Annotated in this window: 14 protein-coding genes and 1 pseudogene; 11 read left to right on the top strand and 4 right to left on the bottom strand. The window is 59.7% G+C overall.

The features are described from left to right. Window positions 1-6 precede the first annotated feature (6 nt). From trbE to ACVIN2_RS14770, 8 genes and pseudogenes are all read left to right on the top strand, one after another. Window positions 7-2,449: pseudogene (gene trbE, locus ACVIN2_RS14805) on the top strand (conjugal transfer protein TrbE). Continuing rightward, window positions 2,446-3,180, top strand: coding sequence for a P-type conjugative transfer protein TrbJ (gene trbJ, locus ACVIN2_RS14800; RefSeq protein ID WP_456766140.1), 735 nt, complete (start codon window positions 2,446-2,448; stop codon window positions 3,178-3,180). Before trbE ends, trbJ begins: the two are co-directional and overlap by 4 nt. Beyond that, entirely contained in the window at window positions 3,180-3,554 is a 375-nt protein-coding gene (trbK-alt, locus tag ACVIN2_RS14795) for a putative entry exclusion protein TrbK-alt (RefSeq protein WP_456766139.1), read from the top strand. The genes trbJ and trbK-alt overlap by 1 nt, the downstream gene beginning before the upstream one ends. Window positions 3,555-3,557: 3 nt before the next feature. Beyond that, window positions 3,558-4,790 (top strand): P-type conjugative transfer protein TrbL, encoded by a 1,233-nt coding sequence (gene trbL, locus ACVIN2_RS14790; RefSeq protein ID WP_456766138.1) that lies wholly within the window; start codon window positions 3,558-3,560, stop codon window positions 4,788-4,790. A 51-nt stretch (window positions 4,791-4,841) separates the two neighbouring features. Next, complete coding sequence (gene trbF, locus ACVIN2_RS14785; protein WP_456766137.1) at window positions 4,842-5,522, top strand: conjugal transfer protein TrbF; 681 nt, start codon at window positions 4,842-4,844, stop codon at window positions 5,520-5,522. Between the two features lie 2 nt (window positions 5,523-5,524). Next, on the top strand, window positions 5,525-6,499 hold the full coding sequence (gene trbG, locus ACVIN2_RS14780; protein WP_456766136.1) for a P-type conjugative transfer protein TrbG: 975 nt from the start codon (window positions 5,525-5,527) through the stop codon (window positions 6,497-6,499). Continuing rightward, window positions 6,496-7,701, top strand: a complete 1,206-nt coding sequence (locus ACVIN2_RS14775) for a TrbI/VirB10 family protein (protein ID WP_456766135.1) — start codon at window positions 6,496-6,498, stop codon at window positions 7,699-7,701. The genes trbG and ACVIN2_RS14775 overlap by 4 nt, the downstream gene beginning before the upstream one ends. A 6-nt stretch (window positions 7,702-7,707) precedes the next feature. Further along, window positions 7,708-7,941 carry a DUF2274 domain-containing protein gene (locus ACVIN2_RS14770; protein ID WP_456766134.1) on the top strand — a complete coding sequence of 78 codons (234 nt, stop codon included), beginning with the start codon at window positions 7,708-7,710 and terminating at the stop codon, window positions 7,939-7,941. Here the strand turns inward: ACVIN2_RS14770 and ACVIN2_RS14765 are convergent. The 4 genes from ACVIN2_RS14765 to ACVIN2_RS14750 form a co-directional block, all read right to left on the bottom strand. Next, on the bottom strand, window positions 7,923-8,867 hold the full coding sequence (locus tag ACVIN2_RS14765) for a LysR family transcriptional regulator (protein ID WP_456766133.1): 945 nt from the start codon (window positions 8,865-8,867) through the stop codon (window positions 7,923-7,925). The genes ACVIN2_RS14770 and ACVIN2_RS14765 overlap by 19 nt on opposite strands. A gap of 71 nt (window positions 8,868-8,938) precedes the next feature. Beyond that, on the bottom strand, window positions 8,939-9,571 hold the full coding sequence (locus tag ACVIN2_RS14760) for an acyl-homoserine-lactone synthase (protein ID WP_456766132.1): 633 nt from the start codon (window positions 9,569-9,571) through the stop codon (window positions 8,939-8,941). A 90-nt stretch (window positions 9,572-9,661) separates the two neighbouring features. Further along, entirely contained in the window at window positions 9,662-10,384 is a 723-nt protein-coding gene (locus ACVIN2_RS14755; protein WP_456766131.1) for a helix-turn-helix transcriptional regulator, read from the bottom strand. A 401-nt stretch (window positions 10,385-10,785) separates the two neighbouring features. Next, a complete protein-coding gene (locus ACVIN2_RS14750; protein WP_456766130.1) occupies window positions 10,786-11,514 on the bottom strand; it encodes an enoyl-CoA hydratase/isomerase family protein in 729 nt (242 codons plus the stop codon). Between the two features lie 151 nt (window positions 11,515-11,665). Between ACVIN2_RS14750 and ACVIN2_RS14745 the strand changes: the two genes are divergently transcribed. The 3 genes from ACVIN2_RS14745 to ald all read left to right on the top strand — a co-directional run bounded on the left by ACVIN2_RS14745 (window position 11,666) and on the right by ald (window position 15,750). Next, on the top strand, window positions 11,666-12,328 hold the full coding sequence (locus ACVIN2_RS14745) for a GntR family transcriptional regulator (protein ID WP_456766129.1): 663 nt from the start codon (window positions 11,666-11,668) through the stop codon (window positions 12,326-12,328). A 499-nt stretch (window positions 12,329-12,827) separates the two neighbouring features. After that, window positions 12,828-14,363, top strand: a complete 1,536-nt coding sequence (locus ACVIN2_RS14740) for an AMP-binding protein (RefSeq protein WP_456766128.1) — start codon at window positions 12,828-12,830, stop codon at window positions 14,361-14,363. 274 nt (window positions 14,364-14,637) lie between these two features. Then, window positions 14,638-15,750, top strand: a complete 1,113-nt coding sequence (gene ald / locus ACVIN2_RS14735) for an alanine dehydrogenase (RefSeq protein WP_456766127.1) — start codon at window positions 14,638-14,640, stop codon at window positions 15,748-15,750. Window positions 15,751-16,355: the final 605 nt, after the last annotated feature.

Raw genomic sequence — 16,355 nt, 5'->3', positions numbered from 1 at the left:
AGTCCCATGATGAATCTTGCCGAATACCGCCGCTCGAATACGCGCCTTGCTGATTTCCTGCCCTGGGCTGCTCTGGTCGACGAGGGAGTTGTATTGAACAAGGACGGCTCACTTCAGCGGACGGCGCGGTTCAGGGGACCGGACCTCGACAGTTCCGTGCCGGCTGAGCTTGTTGCGGTCGCAAGCCGGCTGAACAATGCGCTCCGGCGTCTCGGATCGGGCTGGGCGGTTTTCGTCGAGGCGCAACGGCATTCGGCAGGGCGCTATCCGCACGACACATTCCCGGATGTCGCATCCGCCCTGGTGGATGCGGAGCGCAAAGCGCAATTCGAGGAGGCCGGCAGCCATTTTGAATCGAGCTACTATCTGACCTTCCTTTATCTGCCGCCTGCAGAGAGTGCAGCTGTGGCAGAGCGTCTCCTGTACGAGGGCGGCCATCGAAGCGCGGGAGCGGATGCGCGCGAGGTGCTGAGTGGGTTCGTCGACCGGACCAACCGCGTGCTGCAGCTCGTTGAGGGCTTTATGCCGGAATGCGGCTGGCTCGATGACGAGGCAACGCTCACGTACCTGCACTCCACGGTCTCGACCAAGCGGCATCGCGTTCGGGTGCCGGAAATCCCGATGTATCTCGATGCGCTGCTTGCCGATCAGCCGCTGACAGGCGGGCTTGAGCCGATGCTGGGTGACGCGCATGTGCGTGTCCTGACGGTTGTGGGGTTTCCCACGACGACGACGCCCGGGATCCTCGATGATCTCAACCGCCTCGCATTCCCGTACCGCTGGTCGACGCGGGCGATCATGCTCGACAAAACGGATGCTCTAAAGCTCCTGACCAGGATCAGGCGGCAATGGTTTGCCAAGCGCAAGTCGATTGCCGCGATCCTGAAGGAGGTGATGACGAACGAGGCGTCCACGCTTTTGGATACCGATGCCCACAACAAGGCGATGGATGCAGATAGCGCACTCCAGGAGCTCGGCTCGGATCAGATCGGAGAGGCCTTTGTGACGGCAACCGTCACGGTCTGGGACAGGGATCCGCACGCGGCGGACGAAAAGCTACGCCTCGTTGAAAAGGTGATCCAGGGCCGGGACTTTACCTCCATGACCGAGACAGTGAATGCCGTTGAGGCCTGGCTCGGCAGCCTGCCGGGACAGGTCTATGCAAACGTGCGCCAACCGCCGGTGTCGACGCTAAATCTCGCCCACATGATCCCGCTTTCTGCGGTCTGGGCGGGAGAGGTGAGGGACCATCATTTCAAGGCGCCTCCACTGTTCTTCGGCAAGACCGAAGGATCGACCCCCTTTCCGCTTCTCGCTCCATGTCGGCGATGTCGGACACACTCTGATCGTTGGACCGACCGGCGCCGGCAAATCGGTGCTGCTCGCACTGATGGCACTGCAGTTCCGGCGATATCCGGCCGCTCAGATCTTTGCCTTTGACTTCGGCGGGTCGATCCGCGCGGCGGCGATAGCCATGGGAGGCGACTGGCATGACCTCGGCGGCGCGGTTGGTGGAGACTCGGCAGAATTCGTGGCGCTCCAGCCGCTTGCGCGCATCGACGATGTCGCGGAGCGCGGTTGGGCAGCCGATTGGATCGCATCGATTCTTGCGCGCGAGCGAATCGAGGTCACGCCCGAGACCAAGGATCATGTCTGGTCGGCCTTGACCTCGCTCGCCTCGGCGCCAGTTCGGGAGCGGACGCTGACGGGCTTGTCCGTTCTTCTGCAATCCAATGCCTTGAAGCGCGCGCTGCAACCCTATTGCCTCGGCGGTCCATTTGAGCGGCTGCTGGATGCCGAAGGTGAACGGCTGGGAGAGACCCCCGTCCAGGTGTTTGAGACTGACGGGTTGATCGGGATCGGTGTCGCGCCGGCGGTTCTCTCCTATTTGTTCCACCGGATTGAGGATCGCTTCGACGGCCGTCCGACCCTTCTCATCATCGATGAGGGCTGGCTTGCGCTGGACGATGCCGATTTTGCCGGCAAGCTCCGCGAATGGCTGAAGACGCTGCGCAAGAAGAACGCCTCCGTCGTGTTTGCGACTCAGTCGCTGGCCGATATCGATGGCTCCGCAATTGCGCCCGCAATTATCGAGAGCTGCCCGACCCGGATCCTGCTTCCCAATGACCGCGCGATCGAGCCGCAAATCATGGCGGTCTACCGGCGCTTTGGACTGAATGACCGGCAGATCGAGATCCTCGCCCGCGCGACGCCAAAGCGCGACTACTACTGCCAGTCGCGCCGGGGCAACCGCCTGTTCGAGCTTGGTCTTGGCGAAATCGCGCTGGCTTTTGCGTCCGCGTCGTCCAAGACCGACCAGGCTCTCATCGAGCGTGTTCTTGAGGAGCACGGACGAGACGATTTCGTCACCGGCTGGCTCAAGGCGCGCGACCTCGGCTGGGCCTGCAATCTCATTCCGCGACTTGCCAAGGAAGGTGGCTTGTCATGAAACGAATCCGTCCGCTTCTAGCAGCAAGTATCATCGCAATTAGCCTGACCCAGGGGCCCCGGGAAGGAAAGGCACAGTGGATCGTGTTCGATCCCAACAACTACGTGCAAAATGTGCTGACCGCCGCGCGCGAGCTGCAGCAGATTAACAACCAGATCACCTCGCTGCAAAACGAAGCGCAGATGTTGATCAATCAGGCGAAGAACCTGGCGAGTCTGTCGTACTCGTCCTTGCAGCAGCTCGAGCAATCGATTCAGCGCACCCAGCAGCTGCTCAGTCAAGCGCAGCGCATTGCCTACGATGTCCAGCAGATCGATCGTGCGTTCTCGACAATTTATGCGCCGGCGTCCACGAGCATGTCCAATGGGCTCCTCGTCGCCAACGCCCAGACACGCTGGCAGAATGCGGTTGCCGGGCTGCAGGACGCCATGCGGGTGCAGGCAACCGTCGTCGGCAATCTCGATACCAACCGCACCCAGATGTCGGCCCTGGTCACGGCGAGCCAGGGCGCGTCAGGTGCTCTGCAGGCAAGCCAAGCCGGCAACCAGCTTCTTGCGCTTCAAGCTCAGCAGCTTGCTGATCTCACCGCGACCATGGCCGCGCAAGGGCGCGCACAAGTGCTCGAAGCCGCGCAAAGAGCAAGTGCCCAGGATCAGGGGAGGGAGCAGCTGCGGCGCTTTCTGACCCAAGGTCAGGGCTATCAATCGACAACCGTGCAGATGTTCCACTGATGATGAAGAACAGATTTGAACGGCTGCCGATGGCGGTGGCAGTTAGCCTCACAGTCCTGGTCGTCGCCGCCTGCGCCATTCGTCTGCGCGGCGACGACAGCGCGACCCAATCTTCCGCCTCGCTCGCTGCGAAGCCCGATCCGGCGGCGGCAAAGCTCGAGCAGTGCCGTACCGTCACCTACGAGCAGAGAGAGGCTCTGCTCGAATGCCAGAGGATCTGGGCGGAACGGCGCAGCCAGTTCCTGGGGAAAAGCGGATCGGTAAACGGTTCGGATAGCAATGCGGGCACGGCGCCATTTTCCTCCGCGCCGCCGCGCAAGGACGAAAGCCGCCTGCCGTCGCTCTCACCCTCCGTTCCAAGCCAAAGCGAGTGAGCAATGGGCACCTCCGTCATCGACCAGTTTCTGGAAACCTTCACCCGCTATATCGATTCCGGATTCGGCCTAGTCGGGGGCGAAGTTGGATATCTCGCCACGACGTTAGCTGCGATCGACCTCACGCTTGCGGGCCTGTTCTGGTCCCTCGGAAGTGATGAGGAGATTCTTGCCCGGCTCGTCAAGAAAACCTTGTTTGTCGGTGTCTTTGCCTACCTGATCGGCAATTGGAACAGCCTCGCCCGCATCGTCTTCGAGAGCTTTGCAGGTCTTGGACTCAAAGCCTCGGGCACGAGCCTGTCATCGGCGGATTTCTTGCGGCCAGGTCGGATCGCGCAGGTGGGGCTCGATGCCGGCCGTCCGATCCTGGACTCCATCTCGGGCCTGATGGGGTATGTCAGCTTTTTCGAAAATTTCGTCCAGATCACGGTCCTGCTGTTCGCCTGGATCGTGGTGCTGCTGGCCTTCTTTATTCTCGCCATCCAGCTCTTCGTCACCCTGATCGAGTTCAAGCTGACGACGCTTGCAGGTTTCGTCCTGATCCCCTTCGGTCTGTTCGGCAAGACCGCCTTTGCGGCCGAACGGGTGCTGGGCAACGTCATCTCCTCCGGCATCAAGGTTTTGGTCCTCGCCGTCATTGTCGGCATTGGATCGACCTTATTCTCGCAGTTCACGGCAGGTTTCGGCGGCAATCAGCCGACCATCGAGAACGCGATGGCGCTGGTGCTCGGCGCACTTTCCTTGTTGGGGCTCGGCATTTTCGGACCTGGGATTGCCAACGGCATCGTCTCCGGAGGTCCGCAGCTCGGCGCAGGTAGCGCAGTCGGGACGGGACTTGCCGCCGGTGGAGTCGTTGCGGCTGGCGCTGGCCTTGCGGCCGGCGCTGCCGGTCTCGCCGGCGGCGCGATTGCAGGCTCGCTACGCGGTGGAAGCGCGATTGCAAGCGGCACCATGAGCGTGTTTCGGGCGGGGAGTCAGTCCGGCTCCGAGGCGAGCGCGTCCGGTGCTGCAAGCCCCTTGCGTTCGGTCGCAGCTGGTCTTGGTGGACCGGCGAGCGATGCCGGTAAGGGGGAAGGGGGTTCCTCGAGAGCTTCCGGCAGCGCGCCCGCTTGGGTTCGGCGCATGAAGAGAGCGCAGACGATCAGTCATGGCGCATCGGCGGCAACCCACGCGATCCGTTCAGGTGATCACGGAGGCGGCGGCGGATCTGTCGACCTCTCGCAAGAGGATCACTGACGCCTCCTTTCTTTCTAATTCGGTTCCCCGCCATCTCTTGAGGTCAAAACAATGTTTAAACGATCGGCCGTTCACTATGGCCGCACGCCGGAAGCCGTCACCCCCTATCAACGCGCAGCTCAGGTCTGGGATGACCGCATTGGGTCTGCGCGCGTGCAGGCCAAGAACTGGCGCCTGATGGCCTTTGGCTGCCTCTTCTTATCAGCCGGCTTTGCCGGCGCCCTGGTCTGGCAGTCCGCTCACGGGACGATCACGCCCTGGGTGGTCGAGGTCGATCAGTTGGGGGAAGCGAAAGCCGTTGCTCCGGCAAATGCCAGCTATCAACCGACCGATCCGCAAGTAGCCTTTCACCTGGCGCGCTTCATCGAGCATGTGCGTGGCCTGCCGATGGACGCCATTGTGCTGCGCGAAAACTGGCTCCGCGCTTACGACTTTACAACCGATCGCGGTGCGGCCGCACTGAATGACTACGCCCGCAACAACGATCCATTCGCCAAGCTCGGTAAGACGCAAGTGGCGATCGAGGTCTCGAGCGTCATTCGGGCTTCGCCTGAGAGCTTTCGCCTCGCCTGGATCGAGCGCCGCTACGACAACGGCCAGCTTGCCGCAACCGAGCGGTGGAGCGCGATCCTCACGATCATCGTGGAGATGCCGCGCGATCTCGATCGCCTCCGCAAGAATCCGCTTGGTATTTACGTGAACGCCATCAACTGGTCGAAGGAGCTGGGTTAGCAATGCCATCAGGTCTCGTTATTGCGTCACGGAGGGTCCGCCCGAGCCTGGCCCTGGCTCTTGTTATTGGTGTGTCCGCCCTTGGCGGTTGCACCACGTTCAAGCCGCCGCAAATCAGTTACGATAGCGATGTCCCGCCGGCTCCAGATCTGCCGGCGCTTGCCGACGATCGGCCGCGGCCGCTGCATGTTCCACCGGCCTGGAAAGCGGCGCGCGGCGGCAGGAACGCGGAAGCCAAACAGCCGATTGAGCGGATTGAAACCGCGAATGACGCCGCACGTGTGCAGCCGCGGAAGGCTGGCTACTTCAATGCGGTGCAGGTGTTTTCGTATAGTCCGGGCGCTCTCTATCAGGTCTATGCCGCGCCGGGGCAGATCACCGACATCGCCTTGGAGCCCGGCGAGCAACTGATCGGGTCGGGACCAGTTGCCGCAGGTGATACCGTGCGTTGGGTGGTCGGCGACACCGAAAGCGGCAGTGGCGACACGCGACGCGTGCACATCATGGTGAAGCCGACACGACCGGCGATCGAGACCAATCTCGTCGTCAACACGGATCGGCGTACTTACCTGGTCGAGCTCCGCTCCCGCGAAAGGCCCTACATGCCACAGGTCGCGTGGTTCTATCCGGAGGACCGGACCGCGCGTGGTCCAGCTCTGCCGCCCACACCCGTCATCCCGGATCAGGCGCAGCGCCGTTACCGCTACGCCATCGAGGGAGACAGCCCGCCCTGGCGTCCTGTCAATGCCTATGACGACGGCCGCAAGGTCTACGTCGAGTTTTCGCCCGGCATCGGCCAGGGCGAGATGCCGCCGCTCTTCTTGATCGGGCCTGATGGCAAGACCGAGCTCGTCAACTATCGCGCTTACGGCAATGTGCTGATCGTCGACCGGCTGTTCGCGGCGGCGGAACTGAGGCTGGGCGAGGAGCACCAGCAGAAGGTCAGGATCGTCCGAACCGACGGGAGGTCGCTGTGACAGAGACTGGCCAGCCGAATGACACACCCAAGGACGCTCCTCGGGTTAAGCCGCCGGAAGATATCGCCGAAACCCTTCGGCTCCGGCCGGATCGGCCGCAAGTTACGCGTCTATCGCGCAAGGTGCTTGCGGGTGGCAGCGCCCTTTTGTTGGTGCTCATCTCTGGTGCGGTCTTCTGGGCTCTCCAGGAGAAGCGATCACGCACACCGGCCACCGAGGAGCTTTACGCGACCGACCACCACAATGTTGCCGATCAGCTTGCAACCTTGCCGAAGGATTATGCTGAGATCCCGAAGGAGGTGCCGCGTCTTGGACCACCTTTACCCGGCGATCTTGGCCGGCCGATCGTTGCAGCACAGGGCTCTTCAACGTCCAGCCCGCTTGGTGTTGACGCTGAACAGCAGCGCGCCAATCAGGAGAGCGAGGCGGCACGCACCAGCAAGGTGTTTGCCAGCACGAACGTCCGCGCACAGGCCCCTGTCTCATCGCCAAGTGAAGCCCCATCAAATGCAGCGCCATCATCCGACGAAGCATTCGCCCAGAATGGGCAGGATCGAAAACTTGCGTTCGTCAGTGCTTCCGTTGACCGTCGAACCACCAGTCCCGATCGCTTGGCAAGACCGGTCTCTCCCTTTGTGGTCCAGGCGGGAACGGTCATTCCGGCTGCTCTCATCACGGGGATTCGGTCCGACCTGCCTGGGCAAATCACGGCCCAAGTCACAGAAGCGGTATACGATTCCCCTACCGGGCGAGCTCGCCTTATCCCGCAAGGAGCCCGGTTGATCGGGACGTATGATAGCCAAGTCGCATTTGGCCAATCGCGCGTCCTCCTGGTGTGGACGCGCCTCATCATGCCAAATGGGCGATCGATCGTGCTGGAGCGGCAGCCGGGCGCAGATGCCGCGGGCTACTCTGGTCTTGAGGATGAGGTCGACAACCATTGGAAGGAGCTGTTGGGGGCCGCTGCGCTTTCGACGCTGCTCGCCGTCGGCACGGAGGTGAATTCCGGATCGGATACGGGTAGCACCAACAGCGACCTCATCACTGCGCTCCGCCGCGGGGCGGGGGACTCGGTGAACCAGACGGGCCAGCAGGTGGTCCGCCGCAATCTCAACATCCAGCCCACTTTGACGATCCGTCCGGGATTTCCGGTGCGGGTGATCGTCAATCGCGATCTGGTGCTCGAACCGTACAGAGGGTGAGGTACGATGGCTAAGCTTAAACTTGGAGCGCTCGAAGACGATAAGCCGATCAAAATTGCGCATGAACTCCCGGCGAGCGTGCACAGGGATCTCGTGGCATACGCAGAAATCCTTGCACAAGAGAGCGGGCAGCCGATCGGGGAGCCGGCCAAGCTTATCGCTCCCATGTTGGCACGGTTTATGGCAGCGGACAGAAATTTTCGGAAGGCTCGACGGGCCCGTCAACATCCGAAAGGATAGCGCTCAGAAAGCAAGTTCCAGAAAGCAGCCAACGCAGGATTTTCCTTGTCGTCTCGCCAGTATGCAGAAAAGTCGAATCGGCTCGGACCGGCTGCGTCGCGCAATTCGCGGTAGACGAGGCCTGCATGGTTGATGCCCATGTCGGATTCCAGCACCAGGCTGATTCCTGTGTTCATCCTGATCAGGCTCTTGATGATACCGCGGCTGACGTCGTGGCGCTCGAGTTTAGGACGGTCCTCAGGCGACACGAGCTTGGAAAACAGAAGATCTTCAAACTCTTTTCCCGGATCGTAGTGGCTCATCAGGACCGTCTCGCCGCGCAGGTCAGTCCAATAGACCGTGTCGCGCGCGGCGAGGGGATGATCATGGGGTAAGGCGACCAGAACACGTTCGCTCCACAGCGGCATCACTCGGTTATCGACTAACGGCAGGTTCCCTGTGACGATCAGGATATCGAGAACGCCGTTGCGAAGTGCCGTCGCTAGTCGTGTTCGTGATTTCTCGATCGTCACAAGCTCGATTTGCGGGAATCGCTGCTTGAAATCCAGCAAGGACGTCTGCAGGTTGCCAATGGAAAGTGAGGTGCAGAGCCCGACACTCAGCCGGCCAGCCTCGCTGTTGCGTACAGCCCTCGCGGTCGCGATGAGAGCATCGAACTCCTCCAGAATTGTCCTTGCCAGGCGAAGAACACTGCGGCCTGCTTGCGTCGGGCGCACACCACCGCTGAAGCGCTCAAAAATCGCAATTCCCAGGTGATATTCGATCTCGCTGATTCTTCGGCTGAGACTCGATTGTTGGGTTCTCAGCAATTCCGCCGCTTGACGGAGGCTGCCACAATCAGCCGCAGCAACGGCCGATTGCAGGTGTTTCAGTTCGATTGCCTTGCTGGCTTGAAGGGAAGGTGTTGATCGACGTGGTTTGTGCATCGTAAGTCTTAAGCAGATGGGCTTTCCGCTCCAATGCGCAGCGATGCCCCGTTTGTACTTGCTTCCAGATCCTAGGCGGCCGCTCGGATGACTGGAGCCCAGAGCACCGGACCTGAGATGTGTCCCGCTTGGCGGATGCGCTCCAAAGCATCAGTCGACACTTCCAGATATCCGGCAATGGCCGTGGTGTTTCCGAGAGGACGAGCTTTTCCGATTTTGCGGAGCGGCCAGCCCGCGCGGCGAAGAATGCGTTCCATCCGGGCGTCGGTGACGGTAACGATTTCGGTCAATTCAATCGAAAGGCCGAATTCAATCATGCCCGCGAACAGCTCATAAGTAGCAGCAGCAAGTCCACCGCTTGCCTTCGGCGCATCCGGAGGAACATCGAGCGCGAATCGACTGCTCTCCCAAATCCGGTCGCTTCGTGGCGCCGGCCGGCCGTCCAGAAGGATCGGGAAGGTGTCTCTCAGCATGGTTGGGCCGGTGGACGGCAGAAGTCGGACGCAACCCTGAAGACGTCCAGCGTTTGAGCGGTTCAGGAGGTGCGCGGGTCGAAGGACATCAAACTCGTCGACTTCCATCTCGCCGCTGACTTCGACGTTCCAGTCCAGGCGCTGTTTGAAAACACGATACCGCAGCCGGTGCATCTCGGTGAGATCGTCGACGAATTCGCCGTAGTACTCCGGCGTGATGAGCTGCATCATTCTTGCCTCCTTGCCTTCAGGCAAGCAAGCAGAGAAAGCAGGAAAGCACATCCTGTGGAGTTTCACAGGTGCTTGCAGCTTGCGATTGATCTATTTTCGAGATTTTGACTCGGTCAACAGCACGATCGCTTGACGAAGCGAGCTGACGCCAAGCTTCGCGCGCGCGTTATCCAGGTGAAATCCCGCGGTTCGCTCTGCGATGCCGAGAATGATCCCAATCTCCCCAGCTGATTTGCCGCGCGCGGACCATTCGAGACACTGGTACTCGCGAGGAGACAGCACCACCCCACCGACCATGCGATCTATCGTCCAGAAGCGTTTTGCATGTGCATGGAAAAACATTGCGATTAACCGCAGGCTCTGAGCGTGCTCGACCAGCGAGCGCTCGAAACCAGTTCTCCGATCGTCGCTTGCAAAGCTCAGCGCGGCGATCGCGCCTTTGTCATCGTGGATAGGGAATGTAAATCCGCATCGAATCCCAAATTTGGCGGCTTCTTCGAACACAGCGCGTTCTGCCTCCGACCGATTTCGCGCTTCCAATCCAAGTCCCCATCGGAAGGGTTTAGGCTGGCGCATTGCCCGACGTACCACCGGATCGACGGATTCGTAGCCGCGCTGCAGATAGATGGCGGTCCAGGAGGGTGGATATGTCGATATCAGATTGGGAGCACTGCCCGGCCTACGGGGAAAAGCGAGATATGCGAAGCATGACAGTTCGAGCGCAGCGGCGACTTCGGCCATGCTCTGCTGAGCTGCGTCTCGATGCGTGCTTTCGGTCAATTGCTCAGCAAATCTTTGAAAAACCCGATCCATCGCGCATGAGCCCACGGGCCTCCCCGTTAGGCGCTCCTTGCATTATCGGATCGAGCATCACTGCGAATGGGGCAAAACAACGAAGAAGTCGATCTATTTCGGCTTCGATCGATCTTGACCGCGCGACCCTAAGTTGAGGCATATCGGGTCAGCCAAGACGTCGCGCTCAAGTTGTGATGTCATCGCGACCAGGTCCGCGAACCCCGTCGTCTGTTTGAAATCCTGCAAGAGGGCCCCGAAGGTCGCCGGATTTCTGCGTCCTTTGCGTTCCAAGTTGGAGGTTTGTACGGCACTTCCGATCTGATCGTCACGCCGCCAGTAACCACGCGTCTTCTTGGGTGACGGGAAATCGGGTCCGGAAATCAACGCCCCGCGCCCTCCCGGAGGCAAGAGCGAAGACTTCATACGGACGCGAAGTCAGGAAGGCGGCGCTCGGACCAAGCCTTCAACCCTTCCTGAGCATCGGCGCAAGAGAGACTTTCAAAGAACCTCGCGTTGACCTCAGCCGGATCGGCAGTGCCTCGGCAAATTGAATTGAGCGACGCCTTGAGACCGCGGAGCGAAGCCGGAGAACGCTGAGCGAGCATTCCGGCAACGACCTCCAATCGCGCTTCGAACCTCTCGGGCGCACAGGTTTCGGTGAGAAAGCCGATCCGCAACATTGTGGCGGTGTCAATCTGCTCCCCCATTAGAAACAACCGCTTGGCTTCGGGCAAGCCGAGTCTCTCTACGTATCGGCGGAGGCCGGAATGGTAGTACTGGATGCCTAGCCGTGCAGGAGACATCTGCAAACGACAACCTTCGACCCCGATGCGGAAGTCGCACGCGAGCGCGAAGTCAGTGGCTCCCCCGTAGACATTCCCGTTAAGTCCGCACACCGTCGGGATCGGCAACGCTTCGAGCAAGTCGCACATATCCGCAAACGCGGCGGTGCACTCCACCGCTCGCTCGCTTGACAGCGTGTCGAGGTCAAATCCCGAGCTGAAGCTCGGCCCGCTAGCCGTGAGGATTAGAACCCGCAGCCCCTTGTGTCCCGCCAATTCTCTTAGCATCGCCGAAAGCGCTTCGATGTCCGCCGGCTCGAACCGATTGTGCTGCTGCGGCCTGTTCAAAAGGATCCACGCGCTCATTTCAGACACACGCAACGTCGGCTGCCCTCTCAAGAGCTTTCTCCTGATCCATAGGTGTTTTATTGTTCTTAAAAAAAATATCTGTCAAGATGGAAATGTCTGGGCTTACTGCCAGGTTCGCTTTCATGGGGAGATGGTCGTGGATTCCGCTTTGCTGACCAAGAAGCCATACCGAACAGAGGAGATCGCGCAGTGGATTCGCCACGAGATCGAGTCAGGCGCCTTTCCGCCGGGCTCGCGTTTGGAGGAGCGGCCACTCTCGGAACGGTTCGGCGTCTCGAAAACGCCTGTGCGCGAGGCCCTTATCCAGCTTTCTTCGATCGGCCTGGTTGAGTTGCGTCAGCGTCGTGGCGCTATCGTTACGCTGCTTAGTGTCGAGCAGGTGATCTCGATGTTCGAGGTCATGACCGAGCTCGAAAGCATGGCGGCCAGGCTCGCCGCGTCGCGGATCTCGCCTGACCTCCGGGAGGAGCTGGCCGAGATTCACCGGCGCAGCGCGGCATTCATTCCGACCCAAGATTTCGAGAAGTACGACGCGATCAATAGGGAATTTCACGAGCTGATCTATCGCTGTTCGTGCAACGATTATCTCGAAACCAGCATCAAGGACGTCCGCGGTCGCTTACGCGTGTATCGCAGGTACCCCTTTCAGAAGCCAGGTCGCATCCGCCGCTCGTTCGCTGATCACGCCCAGATCCTCGAGGCCATATTGAGGGGCGACGAGGAAACGGCCGGGAGCGCGATGCGAGATCACATCAGCGTTGGCGGCCGCGTGTTCGCAGACCTAATTGTCGAAATGGGACGGCGCTCCTGACCAAGGACTGATCTGGAGGCCTAACAGCTCAACCCGCTGATTGGAATGGGGTCACCTCCGAGCTGCATTGAATCGAGTAAACGCGAATGACATCGGAAAAACACCGATGGACACATCAAGCGTGGGCCAGCTTTCATCACCTCTCGACGCACAGCTACGTAACGTGGCGTCACAACGCTGAGTGCAACTGGACGCACCGACGAAAAGCTGCATGAAGCGCCTCGCGCGCCGCAAAAGCCCCGAACCGTTGTGTAGCTCCTCCTGGCGGGAGAGGGCCGACTCGATCTCTGACAAATCCATAGCCTAAAGTTCGGCATTCCCTTCCCTTTGAGGACGCACTCAAGGCTGCCACTAAAGCTCTCATATTGTTTTCCTCTTGAAAAATATTTTTTTTACTAATATTAAAACATCAAAATTGGTTTGAGAAGACAGTTAGTGGCTGCCCCACCACCTAGAGCGGGTTGCGCCCCGGAGACCTAAAACGAAGACGGCTCAAATCATGACTGATGCAAATTTCTACCGGTTGTTCGAGACCTGGCTGCAACTGGAGCCAACCGGCGCGGTCTTCGAGCTCGAGACCGGCCAGACGCTCACGCGTGAATGGCTTCACGTTCTGTCAGGACGTTATGCGAATGCATTGCGGCGATCCGGATGCGCAGCGGGTGATCGCGTCGCGGTCCAACTAGAAAAGTCGGCGCACGCGTTCGCCCTGTACCTCGCCTGCTTGCGTGCAGGATTTTGCTATTTGCCGATGAACACGGCGTACCGGCCAGCCGAAATGGGTTATCTCCTGCAGGATGCTCAGCCGGCGGTATTCTTCAGGGGACTAACCGCGGAAGCTCTTGCGGGGGAGATCGTACCAGCGACAACGAAGGCCTTCACCTTCGGTCCACAAGGAGAAGGGACGTTCGCGCCCGTCGTTGAGTTGGTAGATCCGACATACCGGACGATCGAGCTGAGTGGAACCGCCCCGGCCGCGCTTCTCTATACGTCTGGTACCACCGGACGCCCTAAAGGTGCTCTCATCAGCCATGGTGCACTCTCGTACTCTGCGCGGACGTTAAGCGAACTCTGGGGCTTCTCCGCATCGGACGTCCTCCTCCACACTCTGCCGATCTTCCACAGCCACGGACTTTTCATCTCGTTCAACGTAGCTCTGGCAAGCGGGGCGCGGCTGCTTCTTCAAAGCAAGTTCGATGCTGCCGACGTACTCAAGGCCCTTCCGCGTTCGACCGTATTCATGGGCGTGCCGACCTATTACCATCGATTGTTGACGAGCCCGTTGCTAAACAGTGATCGGTGCAGACGAGTGCGGTTGTTCGTATCGGGGTCCGCACCGCTTTCAGTGGATGTGCATGGCCAATTCGAAGCCCGCACCGGTCATCGTATTCTGGAACGTTATGGTTCGACGGAAGCAATGATCCTCTGCTCGAATCCCTTGGAAGGCGAGCGCAAGCCAAGTTCAGTAGGCCTTCCGATTCCTGGAGTCGATCTTCGCATCAGTGGAAGTGGCGATGAGGTTTTAAAAGGGGGAACTATCGGAATGATTCAAGCGCGAGGGCCGGGCCTGTTTTCCGGTTACTGGAATAGGCCGGACCAGACTCGCGAGGAATTCACAGCGGACGGCTTCTTCCGCACTGGGGATCTGGGATTTGTCGATGACCAAGGATACGTATCGATTACCGGTCGAGCAAAGGATCTCATTATCAGCGGCGGCTACAATGTCTATCCCGCCGAGATCGAAGCAGTGATCGACGAAATGCCCTCTGTTCAAGAGTCAGCAGTCGTCGGTGCCCCGCATCCCGACTTCGGTGAGTGTGTCGTAGCTTTCGTCATCCCTTCAGACAAAGAGCTCCCGCCGGCCGCCGGCGAAGTGATTCAGCGTGTCAAGGATCGTCTCGCAAACTACAAGGTTCCTAAGCAGGTGATCATTGTCAATGAACTTCCGCGGAATTCGATGGGCAAGGTTATGAAGAAAGAGCTTCGGAGCTCGCTCGCTGAGCAATCGCGACGCCTCGTCATCGGGGCCCAATAACACACTTCAATCGTTCAGCGCGGTTGGAGCAATCCCCGTCTTTAGCTCGTCTAGCAATGCGTTGGTCACTTGAGAACCTTCTCGATCAGTTCGGTGGAGGGTTAAGCGAGAGCCTTAGGTCGCGTCTCGATATCGCACGCAAGAAGCCCGGTCCTGTGGATTCCTGCACTAACGTACAAAAAATAGCTGAATTTCTGCGCCACTTCGTGATGTCCGCTGCAGGTTAGTACGGCTGTTCCGACTACAAAGAGTTATCCAAACGAGGAGATTGCAAATGAAGGTCGGTGTTCCCAAGGAAATCAAGACACACGAATATCGCGTGGGTCTGACGCCTGGAGCCGTCCGCGAGTATGTTGCCGCCGGTCATAGCGTGGCGGTTGAGACGAATGCAGGGGCTGGCATTGGTGCAACAGACGAAACCTATCGCAAGGCTGGTGCAACAATCCTAAGCTCCGCTCGCGAGGTATTTGGGTCGAGCGAATTGATAGTGAAGGTCAAGGAGCCCCAGCCTTCCGAATGGACCCAGCTGCGAGAGAATCAGATTCTATTCACGTATCTCCACTTGGCGCCGGACCCAGAGCAAGCGAAGGGCCTCTTAAAATCTGGATGTACCGCAATCGCCTACGAAACAGTGACTGATGCGTATGGCGGACTTCCACTACTTGCGCCCATGAGTGAGGTCGCGGGGAGACTTTCGATCGAGGCGGCCGGTGTGGCCCTGAAGCGGTATGCAGGTGGTCGCGGGCTGTTGATTGGCGGTGTTCCGGGTGTTCAGCCGGCGCGCATCGTGGTGATCGGAGGCGGTGTTGTCGGTACGCACGCGGCCCGAATGGCGGTTGGATTGGGTGCCGAAGTTACAATCCTTGACCGGTCGATTCCCCGGCTTCGTGAACTTGATGAACTGTTCGAAGGGCGCGCTCGTACTAGATTCTCGACCATAGATGCTGTTGAGGAAGAGGTCTTTGCTGCCGACGTCGTAATCGGAGCCGTGCTCGTTCCCGGAGCGAGCGCGCCGAAGCTCGTTAGCCGCAAGATGTTGAGCTCGATGCGAAACGGATCGGTAATCGTTGATGTTGCGATCGATCAGGGTGGGTGCTTCGAAACATCTCATCCAACCACACACGCCGATCCAACCTACGAGGTAGATGGGGTCATTCACTACTGCGTCGCCAATATGCCCGGGGCTGTCCCGCTCACCTCGAGCCAAGCTCTGAATAACGCCACGTTGCCCTTTGGACTGGCTCTCGCCAACAAGGGATTTACTGCCGTGCTTGAGAACGAGCATCTGCGAGCGGGCCTCAATGTCTATCGTGGTCGGCTAACTTACAAAGCCGTGGCCGAGAGTCTCGGCCTGCCATACTCACCGATCGATCAGGCTGCGGCCTGATCCCCGAAGCCTCCCATGGGGGGCATTTCCTCCCTGACTTGACGGGCCACTCCTTCGGGGGTGGCCCTTTTTTGGTGTGCCGAGCATGTTCGACAGCTTGCAGGTGGAAGTCCTTTACCCAGCCTGATGGCGGCGAAGGGTTAGCGAAGCGCAAGGGCGTCATCGCGAGATGGGGTCTGAAGGAACTGTGGAGCAAACCTGGGCCCGATGGACAAGAACCGGATAACGAGGCCTACCCAGCCGGACGAGCGAGCCAATGATCGCAAAGTCCACAGTCATCAAGGGTTGGGGTGGTAAATCCGGCGGGCGTGCAGGGAAGGCGGTCGAACTTACCTCGGGAGATCTCCGGCGTGTCCGGTAGACCGGACTGAGCGGGCCGCAAGGTTCGTGATCGCGACGGAGAAGTCAGCAGACGGCATAGTAGGCGGAACGAGTTTCGCTGAAGGCCCGAACGCTGGAAAGACGTTTGGATGTGGAAACCTCGAGCCGGCCATGCGGCAGAAATCCAGGTCACTGGCCTTGGGAGAGGTGGGAAAGGGTGAAGCCCGGACGGCGCTGCCCGAAGGAGCCGAAGCCAGCACGACGAAGCCCACCATCTGAGCCTC

This window comes from Bradyrhizobium sp. USDA 3650, from assembly GCF_054057395.1.
Note: the sequence above shows the minus strand (reverse complement) of the source record. Positions and strands in the feature narration are given on the sequence as shown.

Coding starts and splice junctions, on each gene's coding strand:
- trbJ (WP_456766140.1), top strand. CDS start 2,446: ATGAAACGAATCCGTCCGCTTCTAGCAGCAAGTATCATCGCAATTAGC.
- trbK-alt (WP_456766139.1), top strand. CDS start 3,180: ATGATGAAGAACAGATTTGAACGGCTGCCGATGGCGGTGGCAGTTAGC.
- trbL (WP_456766138.1), top strand. CDS start 3,558: ATGGGCACCTCCGTCATCGACCAGTTTCTGGAAACCTTCACCCGCTAT.
- trbF (WP_456766137.1), top strand. CDS start 4,842: ATGTTTAAACGATCGGCCGTTCACTATGGCCGCACGCCGGAAGCCGTC.
- trbG (WP_456766136.1), top strand. CDS start 5,525: ATGCCATCAGGTCTCGTTATTGCGTCACGGAGGGTCCGCCCGAGCCTG.
- ACVIN2_RS14770 (WP_456766134.1), top strand. CDS start 7,708: ATGGCTAAGCTTAAACTTGGAGCGCTCGAAGACGATAAGCCGATCAAA.
- ACVIN2_RS14765 (WP_456766133.1), bottom strand. CDS start 8,867: ATGCACAAACCACGTCGATCAACACCTTCCCTTCAAGCCAGCAAGGCA.
- ACVIN2_RS14760 (WP_456766132.1), bottom strand. CDS start 9,571: ATGATGCAGCTCATCACGCCGGAGTACTACGGCGAATTCGTCGACGAT.
- ACVIN2_RS14755 (WP_456766131.1), bottom strand. CDS start 10,384: ATGGATCGGGTTTTTCAAAGATTTGCTGAGCAATTGACCGAAAGCACG.
- ACVIN2_RS14750 (WP_456766130.1), bottom strand. CDS start 11,514: ATGAGCGCGTGGATCCTTTTGAACAGGCCGCAGCAGCACAATCGGTTC.
- ACVIN2_RS14740 (WP_456766128.1), top strand. CDS start 12,828: ATGACTGATGCAAATTTCTACCGGTTGTTCGAGACCTGGCTGCAACTG.
- ald (WP_456766127.1), top strand. CDS start 14,638: ATGAAGGTCGGTGTTCCCAAGGAAATCAAGACACACGAATATCGCGTG.